The sequence below is a fragment of the Micromonospora sp. RB23 genome (assembly GCF_053585025.1).
In genome coordinates this window covers 1,701,451-1,723,140 of the sequence record NZ_CM132111.1, presented here as the reverse complement: position 1 = coordinate 1,723,140, position 21,690 = coordinate 1,701,451, and the positions used below count along the sequence as shown (strand labels likewise).

General features: G+C 71.8%; 20 protein-coding genes. 7 read left to right on the top strand and 13 right to left on the bottom strand.

Annotated features, from left to right (window positions below):
- Nucleotides 1–30: 30 nt before the first annotated feature.
- Nucleotides 31–861, top strand: a complete 831-nt coding sequence (locus tag ACTFTM_RS08025; RefSeq protein WP_449565188.1) for a YhjD/YihY/BrkB family envelope integrity protein — start codon at nucleotides 31–33, stop codon at nucleotides 859–861.
- Here the strand turns inward: ACTFTM_RS08025 and ACTFTM_RS08020 are convergent, their stop codons facing one another.
- The 4 genes from ACTFTM_RS08020 to ACTFTM_RS08005 are packed head-to-tail and all read right to left on the bottom strand — an operon-like array spanning nucleotide 862 to nucleotide 4,523.
- A complete protein-coding gene (locus ACTFTM_RS08020; protein WP_449565187.1) occupies nucleotides 862–2,079 on the bottom strand; it encodes an ABC transporter permease in 1,218 nt (405 codons plus the stop codon).
- Nucleotides 2,076–2,774: an ABC transporter ATP-binding protein gene (locus ACTFTM_RS08015; RefSeq protein WP_449566572.1), complete on the bottom strand. Its 699-nt coding sequence runs from the start codon at nucleotides 2,772–2,774 to the stop codon at nucleotides 2,076–2,078. The genes ACTFTM_RS08020 and ACTFTM_RS08015 overlap by 4 nt, the downstream gene beginning before the upstream one ends.
- Before the next feature lie 44 nt (nucleotides 2,775–2,818).
- Nucleotides 2,819–3,928 carry an efflux RND transporter periplasmic adaptor subunit gene (locus ACTFTM_RS08010; RefSeq protein ID WP_449565186.1) on the bottom strand — a complete coding sequence of 370 codons (1,110 nt, stop codon included), beginning with the start codon at nucleotides 3,926–3,928 and terminating at the stop codon, nucleotides 2,819–2,821.
- Nucleotides 3,921–4,523 carry a hypothetical protein gene (locus ACTFTM_RS08005; RefSeq protein WP_449565185.1) on the bottom strand — a complete coding sequence of 201 codons (603 nt, stop codon included), beginning with the start codon at nucleotides 4,521–4,523 and terminating at the stop codon, nucleotides 3,921–3,923. The genes ACTFTM_RS08010 and ACTFTM_RS08005 overlap by 8 nt, the downstream gene beginning before the upstream one ends.
- 122 nt (nucleotides 4,524–4,645) lie before the next feature.
- Between ACTFTM_RS08005 and ACTFTM_RS08000 the strand changes: the two genes are divergently transcribed.
- The 3 genes from ACTFTM_RS08000 (at nucleotide 4,646) to ACTFTM_RS07990 (ending at nucleotide 8,859) form a co-directional block, all read left to right on the top strand.
- A complete protein-coding gene (locus tag ACTFTM_RS08000; RefSeq protein WP_449565184.1) occupies nucleotides 4,646–5,347 on the top strand; it encodes a response regulator transcription factor in 702 nt (233 codons plus the stop codon).
- Entirely contained in the window at nucleotides 5,337–7,169 is a 1,833-nt protein-coding gene (locus ACTFTM_RS07995) for a HAMP domain-containing sensor histidine kinase (RefSeq protein ID WP_449565183.1), read from the top strand. The genes ACTFTM_RS08000 and ACTFTM_RS07995 overlap by 11 nt, the downstream gene beginning before the upstream one ends.
- Before the next feature lie 94 nt (nucleotides 7,170–7,263).
- Nucleotides 7,264–8,859: a phytoene desaturase family protein gene (locus ACTFTM_RS07990; RefSeq protein ID WP_449565182.1), complete on the top strand. Its 1,596-nt coding sequence runs from the start codon at nucleotides 7,264–7,266 to the stop codon at nucleotides 8,857–8,859.
- A gap of 123 nt (nucleotides 8,860–8,982) precedes the next feature.
- On the opposite strand, the gene ACTFTM_RS07985 is transcribed toward ACTFTM_RS07990, so the two are convergent.
- Complete coding sequence (locus ACTFTM_RS07985) at nucleotides 8,983–10,572, bottom strand: Rieske 2Fe-2S domain-containing protein (RefSeq protein WP_449565181.1); 1,590 nt, start codon at nucleotides 10,570–10,572, stop codon at nucleotides 8,983–8,985.
- A gap of 198 nt (nucleotides 10,573–10,770) precedes the next feature.
- Between ACTFTM_RS07985 and ACTFTM_RS07980 the strand changes: the two genes are divergently transcribed.
- Complete coding sequence (locus ACTFTM_RS07980) at nucleotides 10,771–10,995, top strand: DUF2631 domain-containing protein (RefSeq protein ID WP_422738790.1); 225 nt, start codon at nucleotides 10,771–10,773, stop codon at nucleotides 10,993–10,995.
- A gap of 88 nt (nucleotides 10,996–11,083) precedes the next feature.
- Here the strand turns inward: ACTFTM_RS07980 and ACTFTM_RS07975 are convergent, their stop codons facing one another.
- From ACTFTM_RS07975 to ACTFTM_RS07965, 3 genes are all read right to left on the bottom strand, one after another.
- On the bottom strand, nucleotides 11,084–12,346 hold the full coding sequence (locus ACTFTM_RS07975; RefSeq protein WP_449565180.1) for a DivIVA domain-containing protein: 1,263 nt from the start codon (nucleotides 12,344–12,346) through the stop codon (nucleotides 11,084–11,086).
- 31 nt (nucleotides 12,347–12,377) lie between these two features.
- On the bottom strand, nucleotides 12,378–13,535 hold the full coding sequence (rlmN, locus tag ACTFTM_RS07970; protein ID WP_449565179.1) for a 23S rRNA (adenine(2503)-C(2))-methyltransferase RlmN: 1,158 nt from the start codon (nucleotides 13,533–13,535) through the stop codon (nucleotides 12,378–12,380).
- 104 nt (nucleotides 13,536–13,639) lie between these two features.
- A complete protein-coding gene (locus tag ACTFTM_RS07965; protein WP_449565178.1) occupies nucleotides 13,640–15,106 on the bottom strand; it encodes a phosphatidate cytidylyltransferase in 1,467 nt (488 codons plus the stop codon).
- A gap of 427 nt (nucleotides 15,107–15,533) precedes the next feature.
- Between ACTFTM_RS07965 and ACTFTM_RS07960 the strand changes: the two genes are divergently transcribed.
- On the top strand, nucleotides 15,534–15,977 hold the full coding sequence (locus ACTFTM_RS07960; protein ID WP_449565177.1) for a hypothetical protein: 444 nt from the start codon (nucleotides 15,534–15,536) through the stop codon (nucleotides 15,975–15,977).
- An 82-nt stretch (nucleotides 15,978–16,059) separates the two neighbouring features.
- On the opposite strand, the gene frr is transcribed toward ACTFTM_RS07960, so the two are convergent.
- From frr to ACTFTM_RS07935, 5 genes are all read right to left on the bottom strand, one after another.
- Nucleotides 16,060–16,617 carry a ribosome recycling factor gene (frr, locus tag ACTFTM_RS07955; RefSeq protein WP_121655235.1) on the bottom strand — a complete coding sequence of 186 codons (558 nt, stop codon included), beginning with the start codon at nucleotides 16,615–16,617 and terminating at the stop codon, nucleotides 16,060–16,062.
- A 55-nt stretch (nucleotides 16,618–16,672) separates the two neighbouring features.
- Complete coding sequence (pyrH, locus tag ACTFTM_RS07950) at nucleotides 16,673–17,440, bottom strand: UMP kinase (RefSeq protein WP_449565176.1); 768 nt, start codon at nucleotides 17,438–17,440, stop codon at nucleotides 16,673–16,675.
- A gap of 162 nt (nucleotides 17,441–17,602) precedes the next feature.
- Nucleotides 17,603–18,430, bottom strand: a complete 828-nt coding sequence (gene tsf, locus ACTFTM_RS07945) for a translation elongation factor Ts (RefSeq protein ID WP_449565175.1) — start codon at nucleotides 18,428–18,430, stop codon at nucleotides 17,603–17,605.
- A gap of 134 nt (nucleotides 18,431–18,564) precedes the next feature.
- Nucleotides 18,565–19,473 carry a 30S ribosomal protein S2 gene (rpsB, locus tag ACTFTM_RS07940; protein ID WP_449565174.1) on the bottom strand — a complete coding sequence of 303 codons (909 nt, stop codon included), beginning with the start codon at nucleotides 19,471–19,473 and terminating at the stop codon, nucleotides 18,565–18,567.
- A 382-nt stretch (nucleotides 19,474–19,855) separates the two neighbouring features.
- On the bottom strand, nucleotides 19,856–21,064 hold the full coding sequence (locus ACTFTM_RS07935; RefSeq protein WP_449565173.1) for a hypothetical protein: 1,209 nt from the start codon (nucleotides 21,062–21,064) through the stop codon (nucleotides 19,856–19,858).
- Between the two features lie 252 nt (nucleotides 21,065–21,316).
- Here ACTFTM_RS07935 and ACTFTM_RS07930 point away from each other — a divergent pair, with 252 nt between their 5' ends.
- The gene (locus ACTFTM_RS07930; RefSeq protein WP_449565172.1) at nucleotides 21,317–21,676 is read left to right on the top strand and encodes a YraN family protein; all 360 of its coding nucleotides are present in this window, start codon (nucleotides 21,317–21,319) and stop codon (nucleotides 21,674–21,676) included.
- Nucleotides 21,677–21,690: the final 14 nt, after the last annotated feature.

Below are 21,690 nucleotides of genomic sequence, written 5' to 3'. Positions count from 1 at the left end.
ACCGCCCCGCCGACAGGGAAGGAGAACCCGATGGGCAGCGGATGGCAGCGCGCGAAACGGATCATCAGTGCCGCGTTCCGCCCGGTGCGTGGGCGTGACCTGTCGCTGCACGCCGCCGCGATCACCTTCTACGGGGCGATCGCCGTGGTCCCGGTGGCGCTGCTGGCCCTCTGGCTCACCTCGCTGATCGCCGGCGACGACCGGGTACGCCGGCTCACGTCGTACGCCGTGGAGGCGCTGCCGACGGCGATCGGCGCGCCCCGGGCGGTGGCCGCGCTGGTCGACGCCGGGGTGCAGTTGACCCCGCTGCTGGCGCTCGCCTCACTGCTGCCCGCGTCGCTGTACGGCGAGGGGCTGCGCCGGGCGTTCGTGTCGGTGGCGGCGCCGCGTTCCGACGAGCACCTGGTGGGGTGGCGGGGGCGCCTGCTGCTGCTGCCGCTGCTCGCGCCGGCCCCCGCCCTGCTGCTGTCGATCCTGCTGGCGCTGCCGCTCACCACCCGCCTGGTGCGCCAGGGCGGCTGGGTCGGCGCGCTGGGCGTGGTGCTGTCCTTCCTGGCGGTCTGGCTGGTGCTCACACCGGTGCTGGTGTGGGTGTTCCGGGTGGTCGGGCCGGCGTCGCCGGACTGGCTCTCCACCGTCGGGATCGGGTCGTTCACGGCGGCCAACCTCTCCGGATTCCTGCACGGGTTCGTGCTGTTCGCGTCCCTGCCGCTGGACCTGGGCGTGCCGTTCGGCGGCTTCGACGAGATCGGCGCGGGCGTGGCCGTGCTCCTGTGGCTGTACGTGTTCCACGTGATCGTCCTGGCCGGCTACTCCGCGACCCTGGCCCTGTCCCGCTGGCGTGCCCAGCGGCAGAAGTGATCACGGGGCAGCGAGCGCTTCGGTGGGGGTGAGGCGGGCGGCGCGGATCGACGGGTAGACGCCCGCCACCATTCCGACCAGCAGGGCGCCGGCGATGCCGCCGATGACGGAGGTCATCGGGATCGTCGGCGGCCAGCCCTGGTAACCGGCGTACCCGGCCGTGCCGAGCACGCCGAGGACCGCACCGGCGGCCCCGCCGAGCACGGACAACAGCACCGACTCGGTGAGGAACTGCACCCGGATCTGACCACGGTTCGCGCCGAGCGCCCGGCGCAGACCGATCTCCCGGCGGCGTTCCAGCACCGAGATGACCATGGTGTTGGCCACCCCGATCCCGCCGACCAGCAGCGCCACCGCGGCCAGGCCGAGGAAGAGCGCGGAGAACGTGTTCTCGGTGGCCCGCTTCGCGGCCAGCGCGTCCGAGGGACGACTGACCTGGATCAGTCCGGGCAACTGCGGGTCGAGGGTCGCCGGCAGGACGGCCCGGACGTCCTCCAACGCGTCCTCGCGGGCCCGCACGTACACGACGGTGGGGTGGCCGTCGAAGCCGAGCAGGTCCCGGGCCGCGTCCCAGCCCACCAGCACCGACCGGTCCAGGTCGGGGGCGATGGGCAGCGGATCGAGTACGCCGATCACGGTGAACCACCGCTCGCCGATGAACACCTGGGGCGGCTGGGCCGGGTCCACGGTGGCGAAGCCGAGCCGGCTCGCGGCCACGTAGCCGAGGACGACGGTCGGCAACCGGGCCGTGCCGTCGTCGAGGAAGCGGCCGGCGCGGACCCGGCCGTTGACGGTGTCCAGCAGATCCGGTCGGGTCGCCAGGGTGGTCAGCCCCGAGGTGTCGTACCGGTCCATCACGTCGCTGCGGCGGACCGTCACGTGGGTGTTCGCGACGGCGCTCACCGTCTCGACGGGCCCGATCCGCTGCACCATCGCCACCGACTCCTGCGGCAGCAGCACGGGCGGGTCCTGGTCCGGTACGGGCTCGGCGCGCAGCAGGTTGGTGCCGAGCGCGGAGAGCTGGTTCATGAGGTCGCGCTGGCTGGACGCGGGGATGCCCACCACGACGATCATCGTGGCGATGCCGATGGAGATGCCCAGGGCGGACAGGACCGCCCGCATCCGCCGGCTGGTCAGCCCGAGCAGACCGAGCCGGAGTACGTCGCCCGGGGCGAGCCGGGGCGGTCGGCCGCCGGGTACCGCTGTCGGTGTGCTCATGCGGAGGTCCTGTCACGCGTGTCGGAGACGATCCGCCCGTCGCGGATGTCCACCTGTCGAGGGGTACGGGCGGCGAGGTCCCGGTCGTGGGTGATGACGGCGATGGTGGTGCCCTCCGCGTGCAGGCTCAGCAGCAGCGCCAGGACCGCCTCGCCGTTGGCGGTGTCCAGCGCGCCGGTCGGCTCGTCGGCCAGGACCAGCGCCGGGTCGTTGACCAGCGCCCGCGCGATTGCCACCCGCTGGCGTTCCCCGCCGGAGAGCTGGTGCGGCAGGTGGTCGACGCGGTGCGCCAGGCCGACCCGGGCCAGCGCGTCCATGGCCGTGCGGCGACGGCGACGACGGGGTACGCCGGCGTAGAGCAGCCCGGTGGCGACGTTCTCGGCGGCGTCGAGCCCTCCGACGAGGTGGAACTGCTGGAACACGAAGCCGAGCCACCGGCCCCGCAGCGCGGAGAGCCGCCGGTCGGACAGGTCGGTGACCTCCTGCCCGGCGACGCGTACCCGCCCGCTGGTGGGCAGGTCGAGGGTGCCCATGATGTTCAGCAGGGTCGACTTGCCGGACCCGGACGGTCCGACGATGGCGAGGAGTTCTCCCTCGCGCACGGTCAGCGAGACGTCGTCCAGGGCGGTGACGCCGCCCGGGTACGTCCGGCTCACCCCGTCGAGTTGCAGGACCGGTTTCGGGTACGCCGGGATCACCTCGGTCGGCGCGTCCCGGACCGGAAAGGGAATGACGGTGCTCACGCGGCGGTCACCACCGTGAGTCCCTCGGTGACGCCGTTCCCGCTGACCTCGACGAGCCCCCGGGAGAACATCCCGGTCTCCACGGCCAGCAGCCCGCCCTCGGGCAGTTGCAGGGCGTGCCCGCCCTCGCGGAGCGCCACCAGCGCGCCGACCGGGACGGCCAGCACGCCCTTGCGGGTGTTGGTGGTGAACGTGACCCGGACCGACGCCGCGTCCAGCTTCGCGACGTCCGCCGCCTTGGTCGGTGTGACGAGGACGTTCACCTTCGGCGGACTTGCCTGGCCCGCGCCGGAGTCCGGACCGCCGCCGTCGACGGTGTGCGAGATCGAGGCGACCCGACCGGGGCTCTCGGTGGTGTCGGGCAGGGTGATCGCGACCGTGGCGCCCACCCGGATGCTGCCGACCTCGGTCGCCTCCACCGCGACGGTCACCAGCTTGACCTTCTCGGTGACGGCCACCAGCTCACCGGCGGCCGGGTCACCCGGCGCCGCCTTCACCGCGCTGATCCGGACCGGCCCGGGCAGCACCACGGCCCGCCCGGCCTCGATCCGGCCGGTGGGTTGCAGGTTGAGCGCCTGCTGCCACTTCTTGATCGCGGCAACCAGGGTGTCGGTGAGCAGGGCCTGTCCTGCGGGGATCTTCGTGCCGTCCTTGGCCCGGGTCGGCTGCGTACCGGTGACGTATCCGAGCGCCTTCAGGTTGTTCCGCACGATCAGCACGTCGCTGCCCACCAGGCCGGGCTTGTCGAGGGTACGAAAGAGCGGGGTGTCGCCGAACAGCACCGGTACCGGCTGGTCGTTGACCCAGTAGAGCGGCTTGCCCCGGGCGACCGTGTCACCGACCGTCGGCAGGCGGGTGACGACACCCTCGCCCGCGCCCTTGACCACGCGCTCCGGGCCGAACCCCAACGTGCCGTCGAGCGACCGGCTGTCCGACAGGTCGGTGCGGATGACCTTGGTCGTCGTCAGCGCCGGCGGTGCGCTCGCCGCCGCGTCCGCGCCACCGCGACGCAGCGTCAGCACCGCGACTCCGGCACCGACGACGACCACCACGGTCGCCAGCGCCACCAGGACCGTGGCCCGCCGGAACGGCTTACTTCTAGCCACGGAACGACTCCAACGTGCATTCCTTCTCCGCCTTGTCGTAGGCCTCACCATGGAGACCGCCGAACGGGTCTGCGACCCCGTCGTCGTACGTCCAGCCGGAGCCGTCCGGTAGCGCGTGGATCTTCAGGCCGCGGCCGCGCAGACACTGCACGTAGTCGTTGTACTGGCTCGCGTAGTTCGGGTTCTTCTCCTCGTCCATCTCCGGTGGCTGAAGAGGCAGCTTGTTGGCGCACGCCACGTACGCCGCCTTCGGTTCGCCGCTCTGGTCGAGGGAGATCACGCGCTTGCCCTCGGCGGTAGCTGCCGCCGAGCGCTCCTTGATCTCCCGCACGCCGTTGTCCCGCAGACAGACCTTGTACGTGTACCAGAGGTCGTCCTCCTCCGCCTCGGTCATGTCCATACGCAGCTGCGGGCGACCGGTTGCGGACCCGCCGGAGGTGGACCCGCCTGAGGTGGGCGTGGCGGAACCCGTGGCGATGGATGCGACATCGGCCGCGCCTGCGGCGTCGTCGGACTTGGCGCCGCCGCAACCCCCCAGGACCGTGGCGAACAGGGTGAGCGCGACGAGCCCGACTCGTCGTGGTGCGTTCGTCATGGCGGCAGCCTCACGGACAGTTGTCAGAGACCTGTCAGGAAGCGGTCCTCATCCGGTAGTCCCAGCTCAAGGACGTCACTGGCGGCTCTTCACCTCGGCCCGGGGCACGTACAGTCGCTGCCGTGAATGCGCGGGTGCTGATAGCCGAGGACGACGAGAAGCAGGCCGAACTGGTCCGCCGTTACCTGGAACGGGAGGGGCACACGGTCGTCGTCGTCGGCGACGGGCGGGCCGCGCTGGAGCAGGTCCGTCAGCACCCACCGGAGCTGCTGATCCTCGACGTGATGATGCCCAAGGTCGACGGTCTGGACGTCTGCCGCATCCTGCGCCGTGAATCCGACCTGCCCGTGCTCATGCTGACCGCCCGCGCGACCGAGGACGATCTGCTGCTCGGCCTCGATCTGGGCGCCGACGACTACATGACCAAGCCGTACAGTCCGCGCGAGCTGGTGGCCCGGGTGCGGACGCTGCTGCGCCGGAGTCAGCGGACGACGCGCGCGGCCGACCCGGTGCTGCGCGTCGGCGCCCTGCACGTCGACCCGGTCCGGCACGAGGTACGCGCCGACGGACGACGCGTGGACTGCACGCCGGGCGAGTTCCAACTGCTCCAGGCGATGGCCACCCAGCCGGGGCGGGCCTTCACCCGCGACCAACTCCTCGGCCACCTGCACGGCTTCGACAAATACATCACCGGCCGGACCGTCGACGTCCACGTGATGAACCTGCGCCGCAAGATCGAGCCGAACCCGCGTAAACCGACCCGCCTGCTGACCGTGTACGGCGTCGGCTACAAGTTGGCGGAGGTGAGCCACCATGCGGCGTGACGTGCCGCTGCACCGCAGCCTGCTGCTCCGGCTGCTCGCGCTGGCCGTCCTCATCGCCGTGGGCTCGATCGCGGCCACGGCCTGGCTGGCCGTCCGCACCACGACCGGTGCGATCCGGCAGGAACAGGGCCAGGCACTCGCCGACGACGCCCGCATCTACGACACCTTGATCGGCTACGCGGCGACCCACCCGAGCTGGGACGGTGTCGACACCGCCCTGCGACCGCTCGCCGAGCAGGTCGGCCGACGCATCACCCTGACCACCGAATCGGGCACGCCGCTCGCCGACTCGGCACCGCAGGGCGGCCCGCTGCCCACCAAGCCGTCCGCGACCATCGACGCGCTCGCCGTCGACACCGCCCTGACCCCGAGCTCCCCCGCAACCGTCGACGCCGCGCGCATCGACCCCCGCGCCGCCGGCCCGTACCTGCTCCCGGCCAACGAGCGCCGGACGCTGCGCGACATGGCGGACCAGGCCGTCCTGTGCCTGCGGGTGCGGCCCAGGATCGCGGCCGTCGTCGAGGAGGGGTCCACCGGCCGCCCACGGATCGCCACCCCCGGCACCGACCTGAGCGACAAAGCCTCCTGCGAGCAGCTCCGAAGGGACCTGGCGAAGCCGACAGCGACCGAACGCAAGGCGCTGGCGCAGCTCAACGCGCTGGTGAACACCTGCCTGGCCCGGCGCAAGATCGCGCCCGTGACCGTCGACCTGGACTGGACCTGGACGACGCGGTCCACCCCCGCGCCGAGCAGCCGTCGGAACGTCACGGAGATCGACCAGGGCCAGGGCCGGGCGGTCAACGCCTGTGTGGGCACCAGCCGGCGGGAGCAACTCCTCCCGTACGTCGCCCCGGCGGCGACCCTGTTCGTCAGCGACCCGGGCGGTCGCCCCGCCACGACCTTCGACCTGTCCCGCGCCAACCAGGCCCGCATCGTGGCGGTCGCCGGTCTCGTGCTGCTGGTGACCGTCGGCGTCACCGTGCTCGCCGGCGTACGGCTGACCCGGCCGCTGCACGCGCTGACCGGCGCCGCCCAGCGGATGCGTGACGGTGACGGATCCGCCCGCGTCCGCGTCACCGGCCGGGACGAGATCGCCCGGCTGGCCGAGGCGTTCAACGACATGTCCGAGCGGCGCGAACGCCTCGAACAGCTCCGTCGCGCCATGGTCAGCGACATCGCCCACGAGCTACGGACCCCGGTCACCACGATCCGGGGTTGGTTGGAGGCCGCCGAGGACGGCGTCGCGCCGGTGGACCGGAGGTTGGTGTCGTCGCTGCTGGAGGAGGCGACCCTGCTGCAACACGTGATCGCCGATCTTCAGGATCTCGCCGAGGCCGAGGCGGGCGCGCTGCGGCTGCACCCCGAGACGGTCTACCTCGCCGACCTGCTCGGCCAGGTGGCCGAGGCGTACCGCGTGCAGGCCGGCCGGGCCGGCGTGACGCTCGCGCTGCGGGTCGACGCCGACCCGCAGGTGTACGCCGACCCGGTGCGACTGCGTCAGGTCGTCGGCAACCTGGTCGGCAACGCGGTACGCCACACTCCGGCCGGCGGCAGCGTCACGATCAGCGCCGGGACGGCCGACGGGCAGGTGACCATCGCCGTCGCCGACACGGGCAGCGGCATCAGCGCCGAGGACCTGCCCCGGGTGTTCGACCGCTTCTGGCGGGCGGAGAAGTCCCGCAGCCGGCAGACCGGCGGCAGCGGCCTGGGCCTGGCCATAGTCCGCAAGCTGGTAGAAGCCCACCAGGGCACGGTCAAGGCCGAAAGCCAACCCCAGAAAGGCTCAACCTTCACGGTCCACCTCCCCACCCACCCCCGGTGATCAAGAGGTTCGCGTCATCCGGACGGCGTTTCCTGACGCCAACCTCTTGATCACCGGGTCACAGGGGGCGGTGGTGGGACTAGGCTGCGGCGGCATGAGTGGTGAAGTTCCGGCTCGGGTTGATGTTGTCGTCGTCGGGAGCGGGCACAACGGTCTGGTCTCCGCAGTTCTGCTGGCCCGCGCCGGTCTGGACGTCCTCGTGCTGGAGGCGGCCGACGTGATCGGTGGCGCGACCCGCACCGAGAACCCGTTCCCCAAGGTGCCGGGGCTGCGCCACTCCACCGGCTCGTACCTGCTCGGGCTGATGCCACCGGAGCTGCTCGCCACCCTCGACGTCCGCATCCCGGTGCTGCGCCGCGACCCGCACTACTTCCTGCCCACGCCGGGTGGCCTCGGCTCGCCGTACCTGCTCTTCGGCAGTGACACGGCCGCCACCAGGGCGCAGCTCGCCGAGTTCTTCTCCCCCGCCGACGTGGCCGCCGACGACGCCATGCAGGCCGAGCTGGCCGCGCTGCGCGAGGACCTCGCCCCGGCCTGGCTGGCCGAGCCGCTGACCGTCGAGGAGACCGCCGAACGGCACGTCCGCCCGGCGCTGCGGCAGGTCTTCGTCGACCTCGTCCGCGGGTCGGTCGCCGGCTACCTGGCCCGCTTCGAGTTCCGCTCCGAACTCCTGGTCAGCATGTACGCGGTCACCGACGGCCTCTCCGGCCTCAACGCCGGCCCGGACGACCCCGGGACGGGCCACAACTTCCTGGTGCACAACATGTGCCGGCTACCCGGTTCGGGCGGCACCTGGATGATCGCCGAGGGCGGCATGGGCACCGTCGCACGGACGTTCGCCGACGCCGCACGCGCCGCCGGGGCCACCATCGCCACGGGTACGCCGGTGAGCGCGGTGACCCTCGACGGCGGCGCGGCCAGTGGCGTCGTACTGGCCGACGGTCGGCAGGTAGCGGCGAGGGTGGTGCTCGGCGCGTGTGACCCGTACACCCTGATGGACCTGTTGCCCGACGGCGCGCTCCCGGCGCGACTCGGCGATCAGATGGCGGCGGTCCGCCGGCCCGGCACCACCCTCAAGCTCAACCTGGCGCTGCGCGGCCTACCCCGCTTCTCCTGCCTGCCGGCCGACGCGCCGAGCCCATTCGGGTCGACCATCCACCTGCTGCCCGGCTCCGCGTCGCTGGTCGGCGGGGACGCCACCTCGCCGATGACCGCCCTGCGCGCCATGTGGGCCGACGTGCGGGCCGGGCGGCTGCCGGCGGAGCCGACCATCGAGTGGTACCTGCACACCACCGTCGACCCGTCGCTCTCCGACGCCGCCGGGCACCACTCGTCGGCGCTGTTCGTCCAGTCGGTGCCCTACGACCTTGTCGGCACCACCTGGGACGCGGAACTGCCCGGCTACGTCGACCGGCTCGTCGCGATCGTCGAGCGGTACGCTCCCGGCACCGCCGACCTGATCGCCGACGCGGTGCCGCTGCCGCCGCCCGGCATCGAGGCGCACTTCGGTATCAGCGGCGGGCACATCCACCACGTGGACAACACCGTCTCGTTCACCGACCGCATGCCGTACTCGACCGGCATCGACGGCGTGTACGCGGGCAGCGCCGGCTGCCACCCGGCCGGCAGCGTCATCGGCGCGGCCGGCCACAACGCCGCCCGCCGAATCCTCACCGACCTACTCCCCTAACCCCCACGCCCACGCCCCACGCCCCACGCTGTCGATCATGCAGTTGTGGTGGTGAACGAAGGTGACGTGATGGTGCACAACGGGCACCACAACTCCATGATCGACGCGCGAGGTGGGGTGGGGTCAGGTCAGGGCTTCGCCGGCCGGGGCGGGGGTTTCCGCGTCTACGCGGTGGGCGCGGACCTTGTGGCCGACGCTCGTCAGGCAGCGGCCGCTGGGCAGGTCGAAGCGCCAGCCGTGCAGCTGGCAGGTGAGCTGGTCACCCTCGACGATGCCGAACCGGGTCAGATCCGCCTTGAGGTGCGGGCAGCGGCGCTGCACCACCCAGTCCCCAAGCGTGATGTCCTCGGCGTCGGTGGAGCGCTCGTGCTCGTCGTACCAGCCCTCGGCGTACTGGAGACGCTCCTCGGAGAGGCACTTGAAGAACGCGTAGACGAACTCGTTGTACTGGCCGATCCGAGCCGCCGAGAACCGGCAGGACAGGAAGAGCGAGTTGACCCAGTCCACCTCGTCGATGAAGAGCAGGTGCTCGATCAGCGACCGCTCGGTCCGGAACCGGTAACGCACCTTCTCGTCCGCGTACGGCCGGACCTCCTTGCCCGGGAAGTCCACCACAATCGATTCAAGGGTCTCCCCGCCTGAGCTGTCGGTGCCGACCAGGTCGAAACGGACCGGACCACCGACCCCCTTGGCCAGGTAGATCGACTCGTCGAGCAGCGGCTCGATCCGGCGCTTCATCTCGCCGAGCACGTCCACCTCGGGGTGCCGCCAGGACGCCTTCTCCGCCTCGATGATCGGGCGCTTGCGCTCCCGCATCTCCTCCAGGTGCGCGACCTTGTTGGCGAAGAACTCCTCGACCGGCACCGGGTGGGTGGTGCTGGCGCCCTCGGTGGTGACCTCGGCGACGCTGCCCGGCAGCAGCACGATCCCGTTGGTGCCGCCGACCTTGGCGTACTCGGCCAGGAAGACCGACTGGTCGGGGAAGATGTTGCCCTCGTCGCCGAAGATGTCGTTGAACTGCCACAGCTCGTCGTCGAGGAAGCACGGCGGCCCGGCGATCGGGAAGACGTGATCGGCCTTCAGGTCGTCGATGTACCGCCAGGTCCGGTCGAACTGCCGGTCACGCTTCTGCTTACCGAACGCGGTCTTCGCCGCCTGCGGCAACTCGTAGACCATCGGGTACCAGATGGCCCCGGAGAACTGGAGCAGGTGCGCGTGCACGTGCCCCAGCTCGGCGAACACGCTGAGGTCGGTGGGGCGGGCGTCGTTCTGGTTCAGCAGCCGCACCCCGTCGTACTCGACCCAGAGCGAGGAGTCGCCGATCGGGCCGTCGGTCGGGCTGGTCAACGCCTGGATCATGATCTTCAGGCCGCCGTCCAGCTCCACGACCTGCTCGTTTGGCGCCTTCAGGAACTTCGTGAAGCCGAGCGCCCGGAACTCGTCCTCCATCTCGGAGGTGGGGAACTCGGGGAGCAGGACGGTGGCGTCCTTGCTGACGTAGTCCCGCAGGTGCTTCGCGTCGAAGTGGTCCCGGTGCAGGTGGGAGACGTACAGGTAGTCGACCTGACCCAGGGTCTCCCAGTCGAGAAGGGAATTGTCCGGGAAGGGGAACCACGAGGCGAAGTAGGCCGGATTGACCCACGGGTCGCACAGGATGCTGCCCGCGGCCGTGTCGATCCGCATGCTGGCGTGCCCGGTTCCGGTCACTCGCACCGCACAGTCCCCCTCAAACAGACAATCAGGTGTACGCCAAACGCTACCGGAGGGAGTCTGACCGCCACCCCGCGACGCCCGTAGTGCCGTCCGGCCTGGGCGGGCAGGGCCGTACGGCCGGGAAACCCCCACCGCGCCGCCCCCGGCGCGAGGCGTGCCAGACTAACCAAAGATCCGATCGCGAGGGAAGGACCGACAGTGGCAGGAAGCGAGCCGGTAACGTCGCCGGACCAGCACAAGCCCGGGCATCGCAAGTCGGGGCGCATCGGCGCGGTGCTGTCCGCGCTGGCGCTGGTCGTCATGGCGTTCTGCGGCAACCACGAAGGCAGGGTCGAGGAGATCTGGCTGATCGGCCTCGCCGCGCTGCTGCTGGTCATCGTGATCGGCGATGCCGTGCTGCGGCGCAACGGTCTGCGCTCCTGACCCGACCGGCCGCCGGGCGACCGGCCAGGGAACGCCGAGGGCCCGCCCCCACACAGGGGACGGGCCCTCGTTCGTGTACGCGTCGGAGTCAGCGCCCGAACAGGATGTCCTGCACGTCCTTGAGCGCCGCGTCGACCTCGGCCTCGAAGTAGCCGCCGGGCACCAGACCGAACCGGAGCGTGTCCAGGTCCTTCGGGTCGACCGGCATCGGGTTGCGACGCTGCATGCCACCGAGCAGGGACTCGAAGAACTGGTCCACCTGGTCCGGGTCGTACCCGCTGCCGAATCGACGTACCTGGAACCTGCGGCGGATCTGGTCGACCCGGTACAGGTCGCTGCCGGGCGGACCAGCCATCGGCGGGCCACCCATCGGCGGACCGGCGACGGCGGGCGGGCCGGCCATCGGCGGGCCACCGATGCCCTGCTGAGGCATCGGGGGCGGGCCGGCAGGGCCGCGCCGCAGGTCACGTAGATCACGCTCGGGCATACGGATCTCGGCGGTCATGTCGGCGCGGGCGCGCCGGCCGGCCTCGAAGCCGTCGAAGCGGGGCTCGTCCTGCGGCGGCGGGTAGCCACCGGGCGCCCGCGGACCGTCCGGCGGACCGTACCCGCCGGGCATCCGCTGGTCGTCCGGCGGACCGTAGCCACCGGGCATCCGCTGGTCACTCGGCATGCGCTGGTCGTCCGGCGGACCGTAGCCACCCGGCATGCGCTGGTCGTCCGGCGGACCGTAACCACCCGGCACGCGCTGGTCGTCCGGCGGACCGTAACCACCCGGACCGGCCGGCAGGCCACGCGGCGGCAGACCGTGCCCGCCCATCGGGCCACCGGGCCCCATCGGGCCGGGACCGCCCGGGCCGGGGCCAGGGCCACCAGGGCCGGGCCCGCGCTGCGCGTCGTAGCCGCCCCGAGGCGCGTCGTACCCGCCAGCGAAGGCACCGGTGGGCTCGTCGTACCGGCCGTAGCGATCGGCCGGCGGACCGGCCTGGGCGGGCATCGGTCGGGGAGGCATCGGCTGCGGGAGCATGCCGCCACGGTCGTCACGCATCGGCGGACCCATCCGGTCCGGCGGACCCATCCGGGGGTCGCCGCCGCGTCCGGCGCTGTTGCGCTCCTCCAACTCGGCCAGCTGACGCTCGACCCGGTCCAGGTGCAGGTCGACCTGCCACTCGTCGTAGCCGTTGAAGCGGACCCGGAAGACGACGTCGTGGACCTCCTGCGAGGCGACGGGCGCACCGACCTGCCGGCCGTCGAGCGTCGCCTCGACCCGGTCGAGGAAGGCGTCCACCTCGTCGACCTTGTATCCCCGGCGAACCGCCTTGCGCCGGAAACGCTGACCCTGACTCGCCACTATGTCTCCTGGTGTCGTTCGCCACGCCCGGTCACGCCGGTGCCTCTCCGGCGCGGTCGGTGAAGGTGTCGGTGTCCTCGGCGGCGGCGAGCTGGCCACACGCGCCGTCGATCTCGCGACCCCGGGTGTCCCGTACGGTGGTGGAGACTCCCGCGTCGCGCAAGCGCCGGACGAACTCCCGCTCGACCGGCTTCGGGCTCGCGTCCCAGCGGCTGCCCGGCGTCGGATTGAGCGGGATGAGGTTCACATGCGCCAACTTGCCGGCCAACAGCCGCCCGAGCAGGTCAGCTCGCCACGGCTGGTCGTTCACGTCCTTGATCATTGCGTACTCGATGGACACGCGACGGCCCGTCCGGGCGGCATAGTCCCACGCTGCGTCCAGCACCTCGGCTACCTTCCAGCGCTGGTTTACCGGCACGAGTTCGTCGCGCAGATCATCATCGGGCGCGTGCAACGACAACGCAAGGGTCACAGAGAGGTCTTCGCTGGCCAGTCGGCGGATGGCCGGAACCAGGCCGACCGTGGAAACGGTGATGTGCCGCTGGGACAGGCCGAGCCCCTCCGGAGCGGGACTGACCAGCCGACGGATCGCCGCGATGACCCGGTTGTAGTTGGCCAGCGGCTCGCCCATGCCCATGAAGACGACGTGCGACAGCCGCGGCGGTGAGCCGGCGACGGCTCCGGAGGCCGCGACCCCGGCCAGGTAGACCGCCTGGTCGACGATCTCGGCGGTGGACAGGTTGCGGGTCAGCCCGGCCTGGCCGGTGGCGCAGAACGGGCAGGCCATGCCGCAGCCCGCCTGGCTGGAGATGCAGACCGTCACCCGGTCCGGGTAGCCCATCAGCACGCTCTCCACCAACGCGCCGTCGTGCAGCTTCCAGAGCGCCTTGCGGGTCGCGCCGTCGTCGCAGGCCAGCTCACGCACCGGCGTGAGCAGCGTGGGCAGCAACTCGTCGGCCAGGCGCGCACGGGTCGCGGCGGGCAGATCGGTCATCGCCTGCGGATCGCGTACCAGCCGCCCGAAGTAGTGGTTGGAGATCTGCTTGGCACGGAAGGCGGGTTCACCCAGCCCGGTGACCAACGCCTGGCGGCCAGCCAAGTCCAGGTCAGCCAGGTGCTGCGGTGGCATGGAGGCCCGGCGTGCGGTCGGGGCGTCCGAGATGGCGGGGATCAGCGGCAGACTCGTCATGGCCGGTCCAGTGTGTCACGCCTGAAGCGTTCGGCACCTGTCCGGAGGCGTCGAACCGGCCCTCGGCGTCCGTCGCCAGCGCTCCGGCCATGGTGACGCATGCCTCAACCCGCCACCGGCACGAAGATCACCAGCAACAGGTACGCGGTCGGCACCGCGAACAGGATCGAGTCCAGCCGGTCCATCAGGCCACCGTGCCCCGGCAGCAGGTTGCTCATGTCCTTGATCCCGAGATCCCGCTTGATCATCGATTCGGCGAGGTCGCCGAGGACCGCCGCGCAGGAGACCGCCACCCCGAACAGGGCACCCCACCACGGTGCCAGGTCGAACATCAGCCACAGCAGCAGGGCACTGCCCAGCGCCGCCGCGGTGACCGAGCCGGCGAAGCCCTCCCAGGACTTCTTCGGGCTGATGGACGGGGCCATCGGATGCCGGCCGAAGGAGACGCCGGCCGCGTACCCGCCGGTGTCGGAGAGGACCACCGCGATCAGCGTGGCCAGGATGCGCAGCCGACCGTCATCGGGAGCCGCCGCCAGCAACGCCGCGAAACCGGCGAGGAACGGCACGTAGACGGCGATCAGGGTGGCGGCGGTGAGATCCCGCTGGAAGCCGGCCGGGCCGTCACCCAACCGCCAGATCATCGTGCCGAGCACCGTCACCAGCAGCCCGAGGCTGAGCGCGTCCGGGCCGGCGAACCAGGCCAGACCCACGGTCAGGACACCACCGGCGAGCAGCGGCACCAGCGGCGGGTGGGCGCCGCTGCGCCGGACCGCCCGAGCCATCTCCCAGATCCCGATGGCGACAGCCGCGGCGATCACCGGCAGGAACGCCGGCGGGTAGACGGCCAACGGCACCACGATCAGCGCGCCCAGGGCGAGGCCGACACCGATCGCCGCCGGCAGGTTGCGGCCGGCCCGTCCGGTACCCACCTGCTGGGTCGCCGGCCGGTCGACGCTGGCCCGTCGGCGCCCCTTCGGACGTCGACCCACCGGCGGCTCCGGGTCGGCGATCGGGTCGTCGTCCGGCAGGATCTCGGCGCCGATGGGCGCGAGCTGCGCGGTCGGGAAAGCGTCATCGTCGTCGAAGCGCGGCGGCGCGTCCGGGCGGTCGTAGCGGGACACGTCCCGGTCGTCGTAGCGAGACACGGCATCCCGGTCGTCGTAGCGCGGGTGGGCGTCGCGGACGTAGCCGGGCCCGTCGCGGTCGTCGTAGCGCGGGTGGGCTTCGCGGTCGTCGTAACGCGGCCCGGCTTCGCGGACGTCGTAGCGCGACGGGGCGTCACCGGTCGGGGGGCGGTCGCCGTAGCGAGCCCGGTCGTCGAAACGGTCACCGTCGTCGAAGCGGTCCCGGTCGTCCGGGCGGACCGTCCGGCCGCGCTCGTCGTACGGGTCCGCCGGGTGCGGCTCGGCGTACGGCCGGGTGCGGGGCTCGGCGTACAACTCGGGCCCGGGGGCCGGCCGGCGGCTCCACTGGCCCGCCTCAAGCTCCTGCTCGGGCCAGGGCAGGGCGACCGGGCGCTCCGGCCGATCCCAGCCGCGCGGCTCGCCGCCGTAGGGGTCGGGGCGGGACATCACGCACCGTGTCGGAGCGCGAGTGCCACCACATGACGCAAGACCACAAGCATCCCCTACAAGCGCGACTGTTTCCTCCGGCTCGACCGCCCCGGTGGTCGGTCGATTCCCGGTGCGCACCACCCGGTGGCCGGGAATCCTGCCGAGCCTACTGCACCCGCCGCCGGGGCGAGGCGGACGATGGCACCCGTGACCGCCGGGCCCCTGGCGGGTCACGGTGCGCGAGGTCCGACGAGTCGCCGTGCTGCCACGACGGCGGCGGGCGCCCGGCGGCCTGAGCAACCCCGCCCGCCCCAGGCGCATCGACGCCTATCCGACCGAGCATCCGGGCGAACAGGGGATGACCCGCGCCACCCGTCGGTGGTCGGCTGTCGGTGTGCCGGCGTCCGCCGGCGGTCTATACGACAGCAGCGGGGAAGGAACGTTCGTGCGCAGAATCAGCCTGGCGGTGCTGACGATGGCCGCCCTCGTCCTGACGGCGGCCCCACCGGCCACCGCGGCGACACCGGACGCCAGCATCAGGATCGACCACCGCACCAGCGGGATCTACCTGTACGACGGGAGTCCCGACGGCACGGGGCCGGCGTTCCCGGCCGCCACCGCCCGAGGGGAGGTGCGCAACTGCCCGACCGGCGTGTACTTCCTGTCGGCGTCGCTGACCCAGGACGGCCTGCCGACCTTCTGGGCCACCGGCGGCCTCGGCGCCGGCGAGATCGTCTGCGACGGCGGCACCGCCAGCATCTCGATGGGCTTCTACCGGGCCGACCCGGTACTGCATCCGGGTCGGGCCACCGTGCGCTTCGAGCTGCACGACGCGTACGTCGGAACGACCCTGACCGAGACGACCCGTACCGTCCGGATCCCCCGCTGACGCCCAGACGGCGCGAGGCCCGTCCCCGGATCGGGGGCGGGCCTCGCTTCGGCCGTTCACCCGGCGGAAGCCGGGTCGGGCCTCAGACCTCCAGCAGCTCGGTCTCCTTGTGCTTGACCAGGTCGTCGATGCTGGCGACGTAGCGCTGCGTCAGGTCGTCGAGTTCCTTCTCGGCGCGGCGGCCGTCGTCCTCGCCGGCCTCGCCGTCCTTGACGATCCGGTCCAGTTCCTCCTTGCCGCGGCGGCGGACGTTCCGGATGGCCACCTTGGCCTCCTCGCCCTTGTGCCGGGCCACCTTGATCATGTCGCGGCGGCGCTCCTCGGTCATCTGCGGGAGCAGGATGCGCAGCTGGTTGCCCTCGTTGTTCGGGTTCACCCCGAGGTCCGAGTCGCGGATCGCCTTCTCCATCGCGTTGATCTGCGAGTTGTCGTACGGCTTGATGATGGCCATGCGCGGCTCGGGGATCGCGACGGACGCCATCTGGGTCAGCGGCGTCGGCGTGCCGTAGTAGTCGATAATGATCTTGGAGAACATGGCGGGGTTGGCGCGACCGGTGCGGATGGCGCCGAACTCCTCCTTGGCGTGCTCAACCGCACGCTCCATCTTCTCCTCGGCCTCGAGGAGGGTGTCGTCGATCACCGGTCTCCTCGCCTCCTTCTGTGCTCGTCGTGGGCTCTGCTGAAAGTCGTCAGGCTCACGCGGTGATCAGGGTGCCGATCTTGTCGCCACCCACCGCGCGGATGATGGTGTCGTCACCCTGCGCGCCGAAGACCAGCATCGGCAGGCCGTTCTCCATGCAGAGGCTGAACGCGGCCGCGTCGGCCACCCGGAGGTTGCGGCGCAGCACCTCGGAGAAGGTGATCGAGTCGAGCTTGCTGGCGGTCGGGTCGACCCGCGGGTCGGCCGTGTAGACGCCGTCCACGCCGTTCTTGCTCATGAGCACCACGTCGGCGCGGATCTCCAGCGCCCGCTGGGCGGCCACGGTGTCCGTCGAGAAGTACGGCATGCCCGCGCCGGCGCCGAAAATGACCACGCGGCCCTTCTCCAGGTGCCGGATCGCCCGCAACGGAATGTACGGTTCGGCGACCTGGGCCATCGTGATGGCGCTCTGCACCCGCGTCTCGATGCCCTCCTTCTCCAGGAAGTCCTGGAGAGCGAGGCAGTTCATCACGGTGCCGAGCATGCCCATGTAGTCGGCGCGAGCGCGGTCCATCCCGCGCTTCTGCAGCTCCGCGCCCCGGAAGAAGTTGCCCCCACCGACCACCACCGAGACCTGCACACCGCGCCGGACCACGGTCGCGATCTGGCGGGCGATGGCCTGCACGACGTCCGGGTCGACGCCGATCGCGCCACCACCGAACACCTCACCGGAGAGCTTCAGCACCACCCGGCGGGCCCGTCCGGGCGGCGGCGCCGTCGGATCGTCCATCGCCAGCGTCCGCTCACTCACAACCTGCGTCATCCGCCCCGCCTTCCCCACGCGCACGCCCCGGGCGACGCGTTACCGCGAACCTGCCGCTGCCGACCCTATGTGACGAGGAGGCCGCGGTGCCTGTCACGTACACCGGCGGCCTCCTCGTTCGACGTCTTGCGCCCACGGACGCACGCGGCGCCCGGTGGCGGCTCAGGCCTGGCCGACCTCGAACCGCACGAAGCGGGTCACCTCGATGCCGGCCTCGGCCAGCACCTGCTTCACCGACTTCTTGTTGTCGGCCACCGACGCCTGCTCAACGAGGACGTAGTCCTTGAAGAAGGCGTTCACCCGACCCTCGACGATCTTCGGCAGAGCCGCCTCGGGCTTGTTCTCCTCGCGGGCGGTCTGCTCGGCGATGCGCCGCTCGGACTCCACGACGTCGGCCGGAACCTCGTCGCGGCTGAGGTACTTCGGCCGCATGGCCGCGATCTGCATCGCGACGCCACGGGCGTCGGCGTCGCCCGCCTCGTCGCTCTTACCGGTGTACGACACCAGCACGCCGACGGCCGGCGGCAGGTCCTGGGCCTTGCGGTGCAGGTAGACCGCGGTGGTGCCCTCGACCTTGGCGAACCGGTTGAGCACCAGCTTCTCGCCGATCTTGGCGGACTGCTCCTGGATCAGATCCGCGACGACCTTGCCATCCAGCTCGGAGGCGAGCAGCTCCTCGGCGTTGTTCACGCCCGAACGCTCGCCGTGCTCGACCAGCTGCTGGGCCAGCGCGATGAACGACTCGGTCTTGGCGACGAAGTCGGTCTCGCAGTTGAGCTCGAGCAGCGCCTTGCCGGAGTGGGCGACCAGACCGTTGGCGGCCGTACGACCGGCCCGCTTGCCGACGTCCTTCGCGCCCTTGACGCGCAGGATCTCGACGGCCTTGTCGAAGTCGCCCTCGGCCTCGGTCAGCGCCTTCTTGCTGTCCATCATGCCGGCGCCGGTGAGGTCGCGGAGCTTCTTGACGTCCGCGGCGGTGATTTGGGACATGGCTCTCTCTTCGATGTTGAGTCGGCGTGTGGATGGTCAGAGGTGCCGGTTACCCGGAATCGGGCGGAACGTGCCCGGCGTACCGTCACCGCCCGCCGTTCGTGAAAACGGACGGCGGGGCGGCGACGGTGCGGTCACTCCGCGGCGGCGGCCGCCGGCTGCTCGGTGGCGGCGGGCTGCTCGGTGGCAGCAGGCTGCTCGGTGGCGGCAGGCTGCTCGGCGGCGGCGGGCTGCTCGGCCGGGGCCGACTCGTCGGCCTTCTTCGGCTCCTCCAGCAGCTCGCGCTCCCACTCGGCCAGCGGCTCATCGCTCGCGACACCCTCAGGCTTCTCGTCCCCGCCCCGGCGACGGCCGGAACGCGCGATCAGACCGTCCGCGACGGCGGCGGCGACGACCTTGGTCAGCAGCTCGGCCGAACGGATGGCGTCGTCGTTGCCCGGGATCGGGAAGTCGACCTCGTCCGGGTCGCAGTTGGTGTCGAGGACGGCGATCACCGGGATGCCCAGCTTGCGGGCCTCGTCGACGGCGATGTGCTCCTTCTTGGTGTCCACGATCCAGACGGCGGCCGGCAGCTTCTGCATGTCCCGCAGACCACCCAGCGTGCGGGTCAGCTTGATCTTCTCGCGGGAGAGCTGCAGGGTCTCCTTCTTGGTGTAACCGGCGGCGGTGCCGCTCAGGTCACCAAGGGCCTCCAGCTCCTTCATCCGCTGGAGCCGCTTGTACACCGTCTGGAAGTTGGTCAGCATGCCACCGAGCCAGCGGTGGTTGACGAACGGCTGACCGACCCGGGTCGCCTGCTCGGCGATGGCCTCCTGGGCCTGCTTCTTGGTACCGACGAAGAGGATGCTGCCACCCTCCGCGACGGTCCCACGCACGAACTCGTACGCCTTCTCGATGTAGTCGAGGGTCTGGCGCAGGTCGATGATGTAGATACCGTTGCGCTCGGTCATGATGAAGCGCTTCATCTTCGGGTTCCAGCGCCGGGTCTGGTGCCCGAAGTGGACACCGCTCTCCAGCAGCTGACGCATGGTCACAACGGCCATGGTTGGGGCACTCCTCAAGATCCCTGGTTGTCACGCCCGGCCGGTGGCCGGGCGTCCTGGCGCCTGGTCGCCGACCCATGGTGGACCCGATCAAGATCGGGACCAGGGAGGCCGTCGCTTCACGACGATTCGTGAAGAGGGCACGCGAGGTCGACCGCGCAAGGCGGTCGCCAGTTGGCCAGTGTACGCCCCTTCCCGGCCCGACGACCTCCGGGTGGGCGGGGGCCGGGTGCCGGGTCCCGGTGGCCCGTGGTCCCGGGTCCCGGTGGCCCGTGGTCCTGCGGCCCGGTGGCCCGGCGTCCTACGGCCCGGTGGCCCGGGGTCGTGTGGCCCGGTGGCCCGGGGTCGTGTGGCTCGGTGGCCCGGGGTCGTGTGGCCCGGGTCAGCCGGCGGCGAGCGCGGCGGCGACGAAGAGCACGAGGCCGACCGTCAGGTACGCCGTCGGAGGGCGCAACCAGCCTCGACCGTTGTCGGAGAGGGCCAGTCCGCCCGTTCTGAGCCCGTACAGCCCCACTGCGAAGATCGGCAGCCCGGCGACCAGGCAGATACCGGCCACGACGTTCCCGGCGTCCACCGGGTCGCCGGTCACCCCCGCCAGCAACACCCGCAGCGCGGGGACCTCGAAGATCAACGCCAGCAGGGCGAAGAGGGCCGCCAACGCCGGGCGGCGGGTCCGGTAGACGCCGTCCGGCGCAGCGGAGTACGCCGGTGGCTCGCCCGCGGGCAGGTCGGGGCGGGGGCCGATACCCGGCATCGGTCCGGTCGGCAGGTCAAGCGGGTGCGGCTGGTCGGCGCCGCCACCCCGGTTCGGCCCGACGATCGGGTATCCGGCGAGCGGCGCGGGCCGGGTCGGCTCGGCGAAGGGGGCGGGCTGGCCCTGGTCGGCGAGGGCAGCGGGCTGGCCCGGCTCGGCGGGTCTGGTCTGCCCGGTGAGCAGAGCCGCTGCCGGGACGGCGTCCGCGCTGGTCACCGGTCCGGTGTCGCGGGTAAGGGCCGGCACGGCGTCCCGGGCGGCGTCCGGCGTGATCGTGGCCAGCGGGTCCCGGGCAGCCCGGCGGCCGGGCAGCTCCCCGGAGATCTCCGAAGGGTCCCGATCCGCCCGGCGGGAGCGGGTCGCCCGGTAACCGTCCGCGTCCGTACGGACCTCACCCAGCGGGTCGACCGCGCCGAACCGCCCGGAGTCGGCCTCAGCCGTACCGAACCGCCCCGACTGGGCGTCGACGGCACCGAAGCGCCCGGAGTCCGCTTCCGGCGCACCGAAGCGGGTCGCGTCCAGCGCGCTCAGGCGGACGGGGTCGGGCTCGGGCGAGCCGCCGAAGCGGACCGGGTCGGGCTCGGGCGAGCCGCCGAAGCGGACCGGGTCGGGCTCGGGCGAGCCGCCGAAGCGGGCCGGGTCGGGCTCGCGGCGTCGGCCGACGCCGGTGTCCTCGAGGGAGCGGGCGTCCTCGACGCCGCGCTGCTCGGGGATCTCGCCGTCGCGGTATCGCGGTTCACCCACTCCGCGCCACTCGGGCTCGCCGTACCCGCGCCCCCGCTCGTCGGGGTACCAGCGCGACTCCTGATCTTCCGGAAAGCTCCGTCGTCCGTCCACGTCAGGCACCGTATGCGACGGCCCGTCCCCGCGTCATTTCGGCCCGGCCGGGTTGATCGACTCCGGGTCGCGGAAGTGGGGGCATCCGATCGTCAGGACACCCCCACTTCGCCGATCTGGAGTCGATCAGCGGCGTCCTCGCCGTAGCACAGCAGGACCTTGATCGTCCGGTCGTCCACAGAGCGACCGTCATCCACAGGCGGGCGGCAGCGGGGTCGCGGCGCTCATGCTCCGAGGGGCACCGTCGCGGCCATGACGAAGCGGAACCAGGCGGTCGGCGCGTACGGCGAGCGGTGCGCCGCCCGGCACCTGAGCGAGTCGGGACTACGGCCCATCGTCCGGAACTGGCGCTGCCCGGAGGGCGAGATCGACATCATCGCCTGGGACGGGCCGGTGCTCGCGTTCTGCGAGGTGAAGACGCGTCGGGGCGACGCGTTCGGCTCGCCGGCCGAGGCTGTCGTACCGGCCAAGGCCCGCCGCCTGCGCGGGCTCGCCGCGCGCTGGCTCGCCGAGACCGGCACGAGCGCGGACGAGGTGCGGTTCGACGTGGTGTCGGTGCGCCTGCCCGACAGCGGTCCCGCCCGGGTCGACCACGTCAAGGGCGCGTTCTGAGATGCGCCGACGAA

What these genes read in the sequence shown, in the direction of transcription:
- tsf (WP_449565175.1), bottom strand. Translation starts at nt 18,430, where the DNA reads ATGTCCCAAATCACCGCCGCGGACGTCAAGAAGCTCCGCGACCTCACC.
- rlmN (WP_449565179.1), bottom strand. Translation starts at nt 13,535, where the DNA reads ATGACGAGTCTGCCGCTGATCCCCGCCATCTCGGACGCCCCGACCGCA.
- pyrH (WP_449565176.1), bottom strand. Translation starts at nt 17,440, where the DNA reads ATGACGCAGGTTGTGAGTGAGCGGACGCTGGCGATGGACGATCCGACG.
- ACTFTM_RS07990 (WP_449565182.1), top strand. Translation starts at nt 7,264, where the DNA reads ATGAGTGGTGAAGTTCCGGCTCGGGTTGATGTTGTCGTCGTCGGGAGC.
- rpsB (WP_449565174.1), bottom strand. Translation starts at nt 19,473, where the DNA reads ATGGCCGTTGTGACCATGCGTCAGCTGCTGGAGAGCGGTGTCCACTTC.
- ACTFTM_RS08020 (WP_449565187.1), bottom strand. Translation starts at nt 2,079, where the DNA reads ATGAGCACACCGACAGCGGTACCCGGCGGCCGACCGCCCCGGCTCGCC.
- ACTFTM_RS07995 (WP_449565183.1), top strand. Translation starts at nt 5,337, where the DNA reads ATGCGGCGTGACGTGCCGCTGCACCGCAGCCTGCTGCTCCGGCTGCTC.
- ACTFTM_RS08005 (WP_449565185.1), bottom strand. Translation starts at nt 4,523, where the DNA reads ATGACGAACGCACCACGACGAGTCGGGCTCGTCGCGCTCACCCTGTTC.
- ACTFTM_RS07965 (WP_449565178.1), bottom strand. Translation starts at nt 15,106, where the DNA reads ATGTCCCGCCCCGACCCCTACGGCGGCGAGCCGCGCGGCTGGGATCGG.
- ACTFTM_RS07930 (WP_449565172.1), top strand. Translation starts at nt 21,317, where the DNA reads ATGACGAAGCGGAACCAGGCGGTCGGCGCGTACGGCGAGCGGTGCGCC.
- ACTFTM_RS08025 (WP_449565188.1), top strand. Translation starts at nt 31, where the DNA reads ATGGGCAGCGGATGGCAGCGCGCGAAACGGATCATCAGTGCCGCGTTC.